We start from the raw sequence: 13,280 nt of genomic DNA, 5'->3' as shown, positions 1-13,280 counted from the left end.
CTCCCGGGCGGCCTCCACGGATTGGATAGTGTCGCTATCCATGATTGGATAGTGGCACTATTCAAGGAAAGGTGCAACCGGGATGCGCATGGCGGAGCTGAGCGAACGCAGTGGGGTCCCCACCGCCACGATCAAGTACTACCTGCGCGAGGGGCTGCTCCGGCCGGGCCGCCGGATCAACGCCACGCAGGCCGCGTACGACGAGGAACACCTGCGCCGGCTGCGGCTGGTGCGGGCGTTGATCCAGGTGGGACGGATGCCGGTGGCCACGGCGCGGGAGGTCCTGGTGGCGGTGGAGGACGAGTCGCTGGACCACCACAGCCGGATCGGCGCGGCGGTCTGGTCGCTCCCGGACGCCTTCCCCTCCACGGCCCCCGGTACGGCGCCGGACGCAGCGGCCCCGGGCACGGAGGCCCCCGTACCGGATGCCACGGTGGAGGCGGCCGAGCAGCAGGCGACGGAGTTGCTGGTACGGCTGGGCTGGGGCTTCGGCAGCGCGGCGCGGGGCGAATCCCCCGCGTTCCGGACGCTCGTCGGGGCGATCGCGGCGCTGGAACGGAGCGGGTATCCGACCACGGTGGAGGACCTGCTCGCGTACGGGCGGTGCGCGGACCAACTCGGCGTCGTGGACATCGACATGATCGAGCGATACGAGCCGGGCACGCGGCAGGTCGAGGCGGCCGTGGCGAAGACGGTGCTGTACGAACCGGTGTTGCTGAGCCTGCGGCGGCTCGCCCAGGCGGAGGAGTCCAACCGGCGCTTCGGCGAGGGCAGTTGATCGCGGGCAGTTGATCGCGGGGCAACGAAAAGACCCTCCCCGAGGGGAGGGTCGATATCGCGATCTTTCCTGCGTGGTACCCCCGACCGGATTCGAACCGGCGCTACTGCCGTGAGAGGGCAGCGTGCTAGGCCGCTACACAACGGGGGCATGGCCCTGAGCCAAGCTGGGCTACCAGGACTCGAACCTAGAACAACGGAACCAGAAACCGTCGTGTTGCCAATTACACCATAGCCCATGGTGATTCTTGAGAATCAGTACCCCCGACCGGATTCGAACCGGCGCTACTGCCGTGAGAGGGCAGCGTGCTAGGCCGCTACACAACGGGGGCCCTAGCGATCCTGCATCAACGTATCCAGGTGCGACCCGAAGACGTCGGAGAGAAGGATCTGTACCCCCGACCGGATTCGAACCGGCGCTACTGCCGTGAGAGGGCAGCGTGCTAGGCCGCTACACAACGGGGGCGTTGCAGATTACAGTCTGCGCTGGGCTACCAGGACTCGAACCTAGACTAACGGAACCAGAAACCGTCGTGCTGCCAATTACACCATAGCCCACCAAAGCTGAACCCCCGTACGGGGGTCTTGTCTGGCGTGCGCTTCCCGGTCGGACCTTGCGGTTTTCCCGGGCGACGCAGGAAGAACATTACCCGATCGCGGACAGCGCTCCAAAACGAGTATCCCCGCGCAGTACGGCGGGAAGCTGACCGAGATCGGTGATCCGCACCAGTTCGGGACGCCCGCCGAGCCCGCCCCGGTCCAGCCACACCCCGGCGAGCCCGGCGGCCGTGGCCCCGCCGGCGTCGATGTCCGGCTCGTTCCCGACGTACGCCACCTCGCCCGGCTCCAGCGCGAGCGCGTCGCAGGCGGCGTGGAAGGCGGCGGCGTCAGGCTTGGAGACCCCCAGCTCGGCGGCGCAGAGCACGGCCTCGAAGTGATCACGTACGCCCAGGACGCGCAGCTTCCGGTCCTGGTTGATGATCGAGGAGTTCGACAGCACGGCCTGCCGGTAGTCGGCGGCAAGCAGATCGAGAGCGGCGAGGCTGTCGGGGAACAGGCTCCAGCCGGCCTCGTAGTGCGTGATGTACCGGTCGAACCACGCGTCGGCCTCGGCATCGCTCAGCCCCGCACCGACGAAGATCCGCACCCGGTCCCGCCGCTGCCCCAGGAAATCGGTCTCCCCGGCGGCGAAGCGCAGCCACTGGGCATCGGTGATCTCCCGCCACCGCCCGAGAGCCTGATCGACGGTTTCGCCTGGGTCGGCCATCCCTTCGGCAGCGAGATGCCGCTGCATGCCGGCGCGGTCGGCGGTGGTGTAGTCGAAGAGGGTGTCGTCGATGTCCCAGAGGACGGCACGAATCGCCATACGGCGACGGTACCGCGCGGGGGGTTGCGGAGAGTGCGGGTTCGGACGGGGTCTGTCGGGGTGGGCCGGTGGTGGGTAATGGCGGGCGGTCCGCCCCCTCCCTGGTCCGATGATCGCGGTTCCGGGGTGTGCGTCAAGGGCGCTCCTGCGTCGCGTCGGCTGCGCCGATGTCGCTGCGCTCCACCCTTGACCCACACCCCTCCACCGCTGGAAAAGGCGTGGGGAGGGGGCGGGGGGGGAGGGGTCCCCTGGGAAACACGGCTGCACTCCCGCTCCGTTCCAGGCTGGCCGGTCGGCTCGCCCTGCGGGGCGCGCGGTAGTGGAGTGGGGTGGCCCGGCTTTCGTCAAGCGGCTCCCCACCGGATGACGGCTGGGCTTCATGCCCCGCTGGTCACCCGCCGTGGGTGGGAGGGGTCGGGTGGAGTCGGGGTGGATGTGACGTGTGGGACGGGAGAGGTGCCCAACGGGGAAGTGTGTGCCGAGAGTCCCGCATAGGTGCGCTGGCTGCGCGCAGTCACGGAACAACGGACAGCCAACCCCCAACTGACCAGGCAAACTGGGGCATAAGGCATGCTTTTTGGTGAGGAAGCGCCCTATCGGCCTCCCAGCACCGCACCCTGCCCCGGCACCGCATCCTGCCCCGGCCCCCCACCACCCCGACTCCATCAAGGCACCCGGCTGCGTCAAGTCGCCCCACTCCACGCCGCATTCACCACCGGCCTCACCCACGGCGAGTGACCAGCGGGGCATGAAGCCCAGCGCACGACCGGTCGGCGGACGCTTGACGAGACGCGTCACCGCCCCACTCCACTACCGCGCGCCCCGCAGGGCGAGCCGACCCGGCGGCCTGGAACCGACCCCAGGAACATCGGTGTTTCCCAGGGGACCCCTCCCCCCCCGCCCCCTCCCCACGCCTTTTCCAGCGGCGCAGGGGTGTGGGTCAAGGGTGGAGCGCAGCGACATCGGCGAAGCCGACGCGACGCAGGAGCGCCCTTGACGCACACCCCGGAGCCGCGATCATCGAACCAGGGAGGGGGCGGGCCTGCCGCACCCATTGGACCCGGGCCGGGCCGGTTACGCCTCGGCCCGAACTCGCAGACCATCCTTGATGGCTATCAGAAGCGAGCCCAGTTGCCCCGGTGCGAGGGACAGCAGCACATCCGGATCGTCACTCTCGCGGATACGGAGGGTGCCGTCGGGGGCGGCGGCGACGTTGACGCAATTGGCGCCCTCCGAGCTGTAGGAGGACTTCTGCCATTGGTAGGTAGGCATGGTCAAACTTCCTCAGATGCTCTTGGCTACACGCCGAATGAAGTCCCGTGACTTTCCAGGCGGAAGGGCGCAGCTCTCCATGCGATCCAGAACCGTGCAGTACCGAGCGAGTTGCGCCTCTCCGTCCAGGAAGTCACAGCCATGATCGGTGTCCAACACGACGGTGTCGAGTTGCGGCACTGGTCCGGTTGCATAGGTAACGGGCTGGCCTGCAGCGGGGAAGTCGCTGAGACCGAAGGGGATGACCAGGACCCTCACATTGTCGTGCTCGCCCATCTCGATCAGATGGTGCAGTTGCTCGCGCGTGACCTCGGGGCCCGCGAACCCGAGCCGGAGCGCCGCTTCATGGACGATCGCCGTGTAGAGCATCGCCGAATCCCCGTACAGAACCGCCTGTCGCTTCATCCGGAACGACGTACGGTGCTCAAGTTCGTGGGCGCGCAGGGACGGAACACTGTGCTTGAAAGAGACGCGGGCCTGGGCGGCCGTCTGAAGAAGGCCAGGCACGTTCATGACGGCCGCCACCCGCATCGAGGTGGCGTCATTCTCAAGCTCGGCACACTCGATCAGCGGTGCAGAGAGCAGCTCACGGTACTCGTCCCACCACCCCCGCTCGCGGCCTCCCGTCATGCCCGCCAGCGCCTCCACCAGATCGGCGTCGTCGCAGGCGTAGGTATGCGCTATCGCACGCACCCGTTCGGCGCCGACCGCGTACCGGCCCGCTTCCATCATGCTCATCCGGGCCTGCTGGACGCCGACTTGAGCCGCGGCGGCAGTTGACTTGAGTCCGGCCCGCTCGCGCAGCTTGCGCAGTTCGGCGCCCAGCCTTCGCTGCCTCAGCGTCGGCGGCGTGTCTCTCGCCACTGGCCACCCTCCCCATACGAGCTGTCACCCACACAGGTGAAGTCAAAAAACTATCGTGAAATCGAGGATAACTTTATCCCCCAGAGGCTACATTCCTACCACGTACCAACTGCTGCGACGGATAGGAGACTTCACATGAACACCGTATCCCCGCCCCTCCCCCGCCCCGAGCGCCCAGAAGGGTTCGACCAGGAGATCCGCGCGCTCGTCGACGACACCGCGCCCCGCCTCTTCGCCGTCGTCGAGGAGTACACCTGCGAGGACGGCGAGCTGGACGCCCGGGTCGCCGGCTGGGGCCTCGCCCACGCGGACGGCGGGGGTACGCAGGTCGCCGGCGTTGACGGGGGCGCCTGGTTGTCCCTGGCCTCGCCCGAGCGGGCCGCCGCGTGGGTTTCGCGGAGGCCCGGGAGCCTCGGCAGCGTCGTATGGGCGGGTGCGCCGAGGCCGTGACGGTATGCGGGAGGGCCCGGTGGGCCGCCCCCTGCCTGCGGGGCGGGCCACCGGGCCCTCGTGTGCGGTACGCGTACCGCCTGCTGCCTTACGCCGTCAGCTTCGCCAGTGCCGCGTCGATGCGGGTCAGCGTGCGCTCGCGGCCCAGGAGTTCCAGGGACTCGAAGAGCGGGAGGCCGACCGTGCGGCCCGTGGTGGCGACGCGGACCGGGGCCTGGGCCTTGCCGAGCTTCAGGCCGTGTTCCTCGCCGGCGGCGAGGACCGCGTTCTTCAGGGACTCCGCGTTCCAGTCGGACTCCGCGATCTTCGCGCGGGCCGTGGTGAGCAGCGCGTCCGCGCCCGGCTTCATCGCCTTCGCCCACGATGCCTCGTCCTCGACCGGCTCGTCCAGGAAGAGGAAGTCGACGTTGGCGGTGATGTCCGAGAGGACCGTGACCCGGGTCTGGGCCAGCGGGGCCAGGGCCGCGAACGCCGTCGCGTCGAAGGACTCCGGCGCCCAGGGGGCGTACGGGGCCTTCAGCCACGGGGCGCAGGCGTCCGCGAACGCCTTCACGTCGAGCTGCCGGATGTGGTCGGCGTTGATCGCCTCGGCCTTCTTCAGGTCGAAGCGGGCCGGGTTGGCGTTGACGTCCGCGATGTCGAACGCGGCGACCATCTCGTCCATGGAGAAGAGGTCGCGGTCCGCGGAGAGCGACCAGCCCAGCAGTGAGAGGTAGTTGAGCAGCCCCTCCGGGAGGAAGCCGCGTTCGCGGTAGAGGTTGAGGGACGCCTGGGGGTCGCGCTTGGAGAGCTTCTTGTTGCCCTCCCCCATGACGTACGGAAGGTGACCGAAGCTCGGGACGCCCTTGGCGATGCCCAGTTCCGTGAGCGCCTTGTAGAGCGCGACCTGGCGCGGCGTGGAGGAGAGCAGGTCCTCGCCGCGCAGGACGTGGGTGATCTCCATCAGCGCGTCGTCGATCGGGTTGACGAGCGTGTAGAGCGGGGCGCCGTTGGCGCGGACGATGCCGTAGTCCGGGACGTTCTCCGGGGTGAAGGTCAGCTCGCCGCGGACCAGGTCCGTGAAGGTGATCGGCTCGTCGGGCATCCGGAAGCGGACGATGGCGCTGCGGCCCTCCGCCTCGTACGCCGCCTTCTGCTCGGCGCTCAGGTCGCGGCAGTGGCCGTCGTACCCCGAGGGCCTGCCCGCCGCGCGTGCCGCCTCCCGGCGGGCGTCCAGCTCCTCGGTCGTGCAGTAGCAGTGGTACGCGTGGCCGGCCGCGAGGAGCTTGTCCGCGGCGTCGCGGTAGATGTCCATCCGCTGCGACTGGCGGTACGGCGCGTGCGGGCCGCCCACCTCGGGGCCCTCGTCCCAGTCGAGCCCGAGCCAGCGCAGCGAGTCGAGGAGCTGGACGTACGACTCCTCGGAGTCGCGCGCCGCGTCGGTGTCCTCGATGCGCAGGACCAGGGTGCCGCCGGTGTGGCGGGCGAACGCCCAGTTGAACAGGGCGGTACGGACCAGGCCCACGTGGGGGTTGCCGGTCGGGGAGGGACAGAAACGTACACGGACGGGTGCGCTAGCCACGCTTGATCACCTTGTTGGTGAGAGTGCCGATGCCTTCGATGGTGACGGCGACCTCGTCGCCGACGCTGAGGGGGCCGACCCCGGCGGGGGTGCCCGTGAGGACGACGTCACCGGGGAGGAGCGTCATGGCCTCGCTGATGTTGACGATCAGGTCCTCAACGGAGTTGATCATGTCGCTCGTACGGCCGAGCTGCCGCTGTTCCCCGTTGACGGTGCACTGGATGGTGACGTCGGAGGGGTCGAGTTCGGTCTCCACCCAGGGGCCGAGCGGGCACGAGGTGTCGAAGCCCTTCGCGCGCGCCCACTGCTTCTCGCTCTTCTGGATGTCGCGCGCGCTGACGTCGTTGGCGCAGGTGTAGCCGAAGATGACGTCCTTGACGCGTTCGCGCGGCACCTCGCGGCACATCCGCCCGATGACGACGGCCAGTTCGGCCTCGTAGTGCACCTCGTTCGAGAACGACGGGTACTCGATCGCGTCGCCCGAGCCGATCACGGAGGTGGTGGGCTTGAAGAAGGCGAACGGCGCGTCGGGGACGGCGTTGCCGAGCTCTGCCGCGTGCTCCGCGTAGTTGCGGCCGAAGGCCACCACCTTGTTGGGCAGGACGGGCGGGAGCAGCCGGACCTTGCTCAGCGGGACCTTGGTGCCGGAGAGCTCGAAGTCGGTGTACGGAATGCCCTTGATGATGTCGAGGACGAGGCCGGCGGTGTCGCCGCTGCCGTCGCCCTCGACCGCGCCGAAGGCGACATTGCCGTCGATGGAGAATCTGGCGATGCGCACGGAAGCTGTTCGCCCTTCACTTGCTGACTGGCCCGGAGTCTGACGCCCCAGGTCCGAAGACTGACGCTCCAGGCTAACGCGGCGGGGGCAGCCACCCGCGCGAAGGGAACGGCGCGTGAACGACGGGCGCCCGTGGCGCGTACTAACGGACGTGGGCGGAACGCGGCGTACGGATACGGAGCGGGCGAGGCGGTCCCCCGTGCCCGGCCGCTACGAGGTGGCGGGCGCGGCCTCGGCGGTGTCCGCGGGGGCGGACGGGGCGACCATCAGGGTCGTACGGCGCGGGTTGGCCGTACGGTTCGGCAGGGCGACGGGGTGCTCCGGCTGCGCGGCGGGGGCCAGTTCCTCGGCGTCCTTCAGATGCGCCAGCGTGGTGCGCCGGGGGTTGGCGGTGTTGCGGAACATCATCGTGGTCTTCTGCGGATTCATCTGTGGTGTCAGACCTTGTCGGGCTACGGGCGCGGATGCGCCGGTTGTCGGATGAGCCATCCCTGTAAAGCGTCAGGCTAAACATCCAATTCCCCACCGGAGCGGCGATCGATCGTCGATCACCGTGTGAGTTTGCTCACGACCCGCCCGGCATTTCCCTCATTCCGGGCGCCAGTTGATGACCAAGGAAACGGACATTGCGTTACTGAACGTTGCATTCCGCTGCTGATCATCCGGACCGGGACACCCCCCACCCGTACATGGCTCGTACGTGAAAGTCCGTTTCCTCCGCCCACACTTTCTACGGCTGGTGACTCGGCGCTCACTCCGTGTCATTCACGTCACAGCCCTGCCCACCGCCCTTGTTGGAGATCCTGCACTGTGCTGGAATTCCCCCCACCGCCGCGGGTTTGGATGTGCCGGCGCGCAGGGGCGCAACGCAGCGCCGAGTGGCGGTGGGGAAGGGGAGCAGCGCCGGTCACTCACGACCACCATGGGGAGCGTTTCCGCGCCCCACGACGCCGACACCGTTCCGCCGTTCAGCGGGGGGACGCCTGGTCCAGAGGTTGCGACGCTAGTGCAGGGACGTTACAAGAGGGATGGCAGCGCTGCGGCGGAGCAGGAGCACCGCGGCGGATCCGACCGCGGCTCCTCGCCCCAGCACACCCAGAACCAGGGCCCGGCTCCGTCGGGCGACCAGAGCGGCGGCCGGGGCGGACACCCCGGTCCGGGACAGAGCGGCTCCGGCGCGCCGTCCACGCCGCCGCCTCCGCAGACGGCGCCGAACGCGAAGTCACCGACCGACCCCGGGTCGCGAATAGCCCTGCGCAACTGGCGCATCAGCACCCGCCTCGTGGCGCTGCTGACCCTGCCGGTGGTCGCCGCCACCACGCTGGGCGGACTGCGGATCAACGAGTCGCTGAACGACATACAGCAGCTCGAACACATGCAGTTGCTCACCAAGATGACCAAAGAGGCGACCACGCTCGCCCAGGCGCTCCAGGCGGAGCGCGACGAGTCGGCGGGGCCGCTGACCAACGGGGCGAGCGCCAAGGACTTCAAGGTCCAGGACCGCCGTACGAAGACCGACCGGGCCTCGAAGATCTTCCTCGACGCCACGCTGGACATCGGCAGTACCGACGGCGACCAGGCGCTGGAGAGCATCCGCTCGAACGTCAGGCAGATCTCCACCCAGGTCAACCAGATCAGCACCATCCGTAAGGGCGCGTACGTCGGCGCGGGTTCGGACTCGCTGACGGTCGACGCGTACGACGGACTGATCACCTCGCTGCTGAGCCTCTCGCAGGACATGGCGCAGGCGACGAACAACCCGGACATGATCAAGCGGACCCGCGCGCTGGCCGCGTTCTCGTCCGCCAAGGAGTACGCGTCGATCCAGCGGGCGGTCATCGCCGCCGCGCTGCCCGCCGACCCGTCGACCAAGGGCAATCTCACCGAGAACGACCGGCTGTACGGTCAGGCCGCGGCGTCGAAGGAGAAGAACGCCCTCACCTCCTTCAGCTTCCTGTACGAGTCGATGGGCGGCGACGCCGCGGAGCTGATGGCCCCGCTCAACGGGCAGGGCAACCCCGAGATCCAGTCGTCCGAGAAGTACGCGGACCGGGTACTCAGCACGGCCGACGGCCTGGCGAGCCAGCCCAACCGCTCGTATCTGGACTGGACCGACCAGGCGTCCACCCGGATCAACGCGATGAAGACCATCGAGGCCACGCTGCTCGGTGAGATGGAGGCCAAGGCCCGCGACCTGCGCGACGAGTCGCAGCGTGACGCGATCTTCAACGCCGCGCTGATCCTCGTCGTCCTCGGTGTCTCGCTCGTCGGCGCCTTCGTGGTCGCCCGGTCCATGATCCGCTCGCTGCGCCGCCTCCAGGACACGGCCACCCGGGTCGCCCAGGACCGGCTGCCCGAGCTGGTCAAGCAGCTCTCCGACTCCGACCCGCAGGACGTCGACACCTCCGTCGAGTCGGTCGGTGTCCACTCCAAGGACGAGATCGGCAAGGTCGCCGCGGCCTTCGACGACGTGCACCGCGAGGCCGTCCGGCTCGCCGCCGAGCAGGCCCTGCTGCGGGGCAACGTCAACGCGATGTTCACCAACCTCTCGCGCCGCAGCCAGGGCCTCATCCAGCGTCAGCTCTCGCTCATCTCCGAACTGGAGTCCCGCGAGGCCGACCCGGACCAGCTCTCCTCGCTGTTCAAGCTGGACCACCTCGCGACCCGTATGCGCCGTAACGGCGAGAACCTGCTCGTCCTCGCGGGCGAGGAGCCCGGCCGCCGCTGGACCCGCCCCGTTCCGCTGGTCGACGTGCTCCGTGCCGCCGCCTCCGAGGTGGAGCAGTACGAGCGCATCGAGCTGTCCTCCGTACCCACCAGTGAGGTCGCCGGACGCGTCGTCAACGACCTCGTGCACCTCCTCGCCGAGCTGCTGGAGAACGCCACGTCGTTCTCCTCGCCGCAGACGAAGGTCCGTGTCACCGGTCACGCGCTGCCCGACGGCCGGGTGCTCGTGGAGATCCACGACACCGGCATCGGCCTCTCCCCCGAGGACCTCGCGGCGATCAACGAGCGGCTGGCCTCGCCGCCCACCGTGGACGTCTCGGTCTCGCGCCGCATGGGTCTGTTCGTGGTCGGCCGGCTGTCGCTGCGCCACGGCATCAGGATCCAGCTCCGCCCCTCCGACTCCGGTGGTACGACCGCGCTGGTCATGCTGCCCGTCGATGTCGCCCACGGCGGCAAGAAGGGCCCCATCGGCGGCAGGCCCGGCGCCCCCGGCCAGGGCGGCCCGCTGGGCCAGGCGCCCGCGGGCGGCGGCCAGCTCCCCGGCGGCCCGGGGGGTTCCGGCGGCTCCGGCGGCGGACGTCCCGGGCTCGGTGCGGGCCCCGGTGGCGCGCCCGCCCCCGGCGGTCTGCTCGGCGCGGGTGCGCCGCGCGGCCAGGTCGGCGCCGGTGCGGGGCCGCGTGCCGCGCTGCCGTCCCGCGACGGGAACCAGGGCGGTGCCCAGGACTCGCAGCGCCAGGGTCAGGGCGGCCAGGGTCAGAGCTCAGGACAACCCAACATCTTCGCCCAGAACGCCTTCGGCCCCTCGTCGCAGGGTCCCTCGCAGGGCGCGGACCAGGGCGGCCCCGGCCAGGGCCAGGGCCAGCAGCGTACGGACCGGCCCGGCGGCGCCTTCGGCCAGAGCGGCCCCGGCAACCAGGGCGGCCAGAGCAACCAGGGCGGTCCCGGCGGCCAGGGCCAGAACGGCTTCAGCGGGCGGGCCCAGAACGCCTTCCAGCAGGGCGGCGCCCCCGACCGCGGCCGGCAGCTCCCGCCGCCCGGCGGACCGCGCGCCGAACTGCCCGGCGGCAACCCGCAGCCGCGCCCGCAGAGCAGCCCGCCGGTCCCCAGTTGGGGCAGCGACCAGCAGTCGGGCCGTCCCTCGCTGGACGCGCCGCGCGGCCACGAGGACCACGACTCCAGCGGCCGGTTCGCCCGTCCGACGGGTGAGCGGCAGGGGCCCGGCTCCACCTCCGAGTTCCCGCGTCCGGACTTCGACGGGCCCCGGCCCGACCAGAACGCCCCGCTCGGCGGCGGCCAGGACCCGGCTGCCACGGCCCAGTTCCCCCGTCCTGACTTCAACTCCCCGGCCGGCTACTCCCCGGAGTACGGCGCGCAGGGCGGCCAGACCGACGGTTCGGGCTTCCGCCCGTCGTCGGACTTCGGCTCCGCCCAGCAGGACTTCAACGCCCCGCGTCCGCCCGCCCCGGCCCCGGCTCCCGGCTCCGAGGGCGGCTACCGCCAGCCGAGCCTGCCGCCGCAGCCGCAGCCGGAGGCGCTGCCTCCGGCCTCCGGCCCCGGTGACGGCCGTACGCCGCTGTACGACACCCTGGAGACCAACTGGTTCCACGCCACCCAGGGCGGCGGACAGCAGGGCGGCGCGGCGGACGAGGGCCGGCCGGCCTCCACCCCGGACGCGGAGCGCCAGGAGAACCTGTCCCCGCAGCAGCCGCCGACGCCGCCGATGCCGCGCCGCGAGCCCACCAACGGCTCCGGGACGAACGGCCTCGGATCCAACAGCCTCGGGACGAACAGCGCCGGAACCAACGGCTCCGGCGCGAACGACACGGGCGCCAACGGCTACGACACCAACGGCTCCGGCTACGACACGAACGGCTTCGACACCAACGGCTCCGGCTTCACCAGGCCGGGCGCCAACGGATCGGACGCGCAGGGTCCTGGCCAGGGCCGGCGGCCGGGGCTCGGTCAGCTCCATCAGCAGACCCAGGGCTCCGGAACGAACGGCGCCGGCTTCAACTTCTCCAGCGGCAACGGTTCGGACGCTCACGGTTCGGCCGCGGGCGGCGTGGGCGCCAACTCCTCCTGGCGCACTTCTCCCAACGACGAGCTGGTACGCCAGGCCGAGCGGGTCAAAAAGCCCCAGGCCGGCGGCATCACCACCTCCGGTCTGCCCCGCAGGGTGCCGCGCGCCAATCTGGTGCCCGGTACCGCGCAGGAACAGACCACCCAGGCCGGTCCGCAGGTCTCCCGTGCGCCCGCTGATGTGCGCGGCCGGCTGACCAATCTCCGTCGGGGCATCCAGCAAGGTCGTCAGGCGGGCAACACCGGCCCGGCGAGCAACGGATTCAACCTCGGCACCTCTCACCAGCAGGAGCGTTAGTTGAGTCCGATGAGTCAGGCTGCGCAGAATCTGAACTGGTTGATCACCAATTTCGTGGACAACACCCCTGGGGTGTCCCACACCGTGGTGGTCTCCGCAGACGGACTTCTGCTGGCCATGTCCGAGGGCTTCCCCCGCGACCGCGCCGATCAGCTCGCGGCCGTGGCATCCGGTCTGACCTCGCTGACCGCGGGGGCGTCCCGGATTTTCGAAGGCGGCCCGGTCAACCAGACCGTGGTGGAGATGGAGCGTGGCTTCCTCTTCCTCATGTCCGTCTCCGACGGTTCTTCCCTGGCCGTGCTCGCCCACCCCGAGTGCGACATCGGTCTGGTGGGGTACGAAATGGCCCTCCTGGTCGATCGCGCCGGTACGGTCCTCACGCCGGACCTGCGCGCCGAGCTCCAGGGAAGTCTGCTGCACTGAGGCTTCCAGGAACTCCCCAGCTCCATACCGTCAGGCCGCCCAACCGGCCCCCCACCGGCCAAGTCAGACGGCACGCAGACATCTTGCTGTCACGCCCGGAGGATTCATGACCCCGCCACCCGCTTCTCACGATCCGTACGGCGTCTCTGTCGACGCCTCGTACGGTCCTGAGGGCGATCAGCCGCTGGTACGTCCGTACGCCATGACCGGCGGCCGGACCCGGCCGCGGTACCAGCTCGCCATCGAGGCGCTGGTCAGTACGACCGCAGACCCGGCCCATCTCGCCACCCTGCTCCCCGAGCACCAGCGGATCTGCCACCTGTGCCGCGAGGTCAAGTCGGTGGCGGAGGTGTCGGCGCTGCTGACCATGCCGCTCGGCGTCGCCCGCATCCTGGTGGCCGACCTGGCGGAGGCCGGCATGGTGGCCATCCACCAGCCGGGCAACGGAGAGGCCGGCGGCACGCCGGATGTGACACTGCTCGAAAGGGTGCTCAGTGGACTTCGCAAGCTCTAGCGGCGGTGCGGCCCGCTCAACCACCAGCGCGAAGATCGTGGTGGCGGGCGGCTTCGGCGTGGGCAAGACCACGTTTGTAGGCGCCGTCTCGGAGATCAACCCGCTGCGTACCGAAGCCGTCATGACCAGCGCCTCCGCCGGCATCGACGACCTCACCCACACCGGAGACAA

The 13,280-nt window shown here is 70.0% G+C and carries 11 protein-coding genes, 5 tRNA genes and 1 pseudogene; 6 read left to right on the top strand and 11 right to left on the bottom strand.

From position 1 onward, the window contains the following. The first annotated feature begins 82 nt into the window (after window positions 1–82). Window positions 83–778, top strand: coding sequence for a MerR family transcriptional regulator (locus ACIBJC_RS34085; protein WP_399299243.1), 696 nt, complete (start codon window positions 83–85; stop codon window positions 776–778). 74 nt (window positions 779–852) lie between these two features. Here the strand turns inward: ACIBJC_RS34085 and ACIBJC_RS34080 are convergent. The 8 genes from ACIBJC_RS34080 to ACIBJC_RS34045 all read right to left on the bottom strand — a co-directional run bounded on the left by ACIBJC_RS34080 (window position 853) and on the right by ACIBJC_RS34045 (window position 4,279). Then, window positions 853–928 (bottom strand) — tRNA-Glu (locus ACIBJC_RS34080). A 16-nt stretch (window positions 929–944) separates the two neighbouring features. Then, window positions 945–1,016: transfer RNA gene (locus ACIBJC_RS34075), tRNA-Gln, on the bottom strand. 20 nt (window positions 1,017–1,036) lie between these two features. After that, window positions 1,037–1,109: transfer RNA gene (locus ACIBJC_RS34070), tRNA-Glu, on the bottom strand. Between the two features lie 61 nt (window positions 1,110–1,170). Next, window positions 1,171–1,243: transfer RNA gene (locus ACIBJC_RS34065), tRNA-Glu, on the bottom strand. A gap of 20 nt (window positions 1,244–1,263) precedes the next feature. Further along, a tRNA-Gln gene (locus ACIBJC_RS34060) sits at window positions 1,264–1,335 on the bottom strand. 88 nt (window positions 1,336–1,423) lie between these two features. Further along, window positions 1,424–2,143 carry an HAD family hydrolase gene (locus tag ACIBJC_RS34055; protein ID WP_399299241.1) on the bottom strand — a complete coding sequence of 240 codons (720 nt, stop codon included), beginning with the start codon at window positions 2,141–2,143 and terminating at the stop codon, window positions 1,424–1,426. Window positions 2,144–3,217: 1,074 nt separating this feature from the next. Then, window positions 3,218–3,415 (bottom strand): DUF397 domain-containing protein, encoded by a 198-nt coding sequence (locus ACIBJC_RS34050; protein ID WP_399299239.1) that lies wholly within the window; start codon window positions 3,413–3,415, stop codon window positions 3,218–3,220. A 12-nt stretch (window positions 3,416–3,427) separates the two neighbouring features. Next, entirely contained in the window at window positions 3,428–4,279 is an 852-nt protein-coding gene (locus tag ACIBJC_RS34045) for a helix-turn-helix domain-containing protein (RefSeq protein ID WP_399299237.1), read from the bottom strand. A gap of 135 nt (window positions 4,280–4,414) precedes the next feature. Between ACIBJC_RS34045 and ACIBJC_RS34040 the strand changes: the two genes are divergently transcribed. Continuing rightward, window positions 4,415–4,729, top strand: a complete 315-nt coding sequence (locus ACIBJC_RS34040; protein WP_399299235.1) for a hypothetical protein — start codon at window positions 4,415–4,417, stop codon at window positions 4,727–4,729. An 88-nt stretch (window positions 4,730–4,817) separates the two neighbouring features. Here ACIBJC_RS34040 and gltX read toward each other — a convergent pair whose 3' ends face one another. The 3 genes from gltX to ACIBJC_RS34025 form a co-directional block, all read right to left on the bottom strand. Then, entirely contained in the window at window positions 4,818–6,290 is a 1,473-nt protein-coding gene (gltX, locus tag ACIBJC_RS34035; protein WP_399299233.1) for a glutamate--tRNA ligase, read from the bottom strand. Next, window positions 6,283–7,068 carry a fumarylacetoacetate hydrolase family protein gene (locus tag ACIBJC_RS34030; protein WP_329823078.1) on the bottom strand — a complete coding sequence of 262 codons (786 nt, stop codon included), beginning with the start codon at window positions 7,066–7,068 and terminating at the stop codon, window positions 6,283–6,285. Before ACIBJC_RS34030 ends, gltX begins: the two co-directional genes overlap by 8 nt. Before the next feature lie 210 nt (window positions 7,069–7,278). Next, window positions 7,279–7,497: a hypothetical protein gene (locus ACIBJC_RS34025; RefSeq protein WP_399299231.1), complete on the bottom strand. Its 219-nt coding sequence runs from the start codon at window positions 7,495–7,497 to the stop codon at window positions 7,279–7,281. 577 nt (window positions 7,498–8,074) lie between these two features. On the opposite strand from ACIBJC_RS34025, the gene ACIBJC_RS34020 reads away from it, so the two are divergent. The 4 genes and pseudogenes from ACIBJC_RS34020 to ACIBJC_RS34005 form a co-directional block, all read left to right on the top strand. Further along, window positions 8,075–12,172 carry a nitrate- and nitrite sensing domain-containing protein gene (locus tag ACIBJC_RS34020; protein WP_399299229.1) on the top strand — a complete coding sequence of 1,366 codons (4,098 nt, stop codon included), beginning with the start codon at window positions 8,075–8,077 and terminating at the stop codon, window positions 12,170–12,172. Window positions 12,173–12,181: 9 nt separating this feature from the next. Next, window positions 12,182–12,595 carry a roadblock/LC7 domain-containing protein gene (locus tag ACIBJC_RS34015; RefSeq protein ID WP_030351794.1) on the top strand — a complete coding sequence of 138 codons (414 nt, stop codon included), beginning with the start codon at window positions 12,182–12,184 and terminating at the stop codon, window positions 12,593–12,595. A 106-nt stretch (window positions 12,596–12,701) separates the two neighbouring features. Further along, the gene (locus ACIBJC_RS34010; RefSeq protein ID WP_319683976.1) at window positions 12,702–13,109 is read left to right on the top strand and encodes a DUF742 domain-containing protein; all 408 of its coding nucleotides are present in this window, start codon (window positions 12,702–12,704) and stop codon (window positions 13,107–13,109) included. After that, window positions 13,090–13,280, top strand: a pseudogene (locus ACIBJC_RS34005) (ATP/GTP-binding protein); the annotation flags it as partial. The gene ACIBJC_RS34010 and the pseudogene ACIBJC_RS34005, both read left to right, overlap by 20 nt.

Source organism: Streptomyces sp. NPDC050509 (assembly GCF_044457965.1).
In the GTDB taxonomy this organism is placed as follows: domain Bacteria; phylum Actinomycetota; class Actinomycetes; order Streptomycetales; family Streptomycetaceae; genus Streptomyces.
Note: the sequence above shows the minus strand (reverse complement) of the source record. Positions and strands in the feature narration are given on the sequence as shown.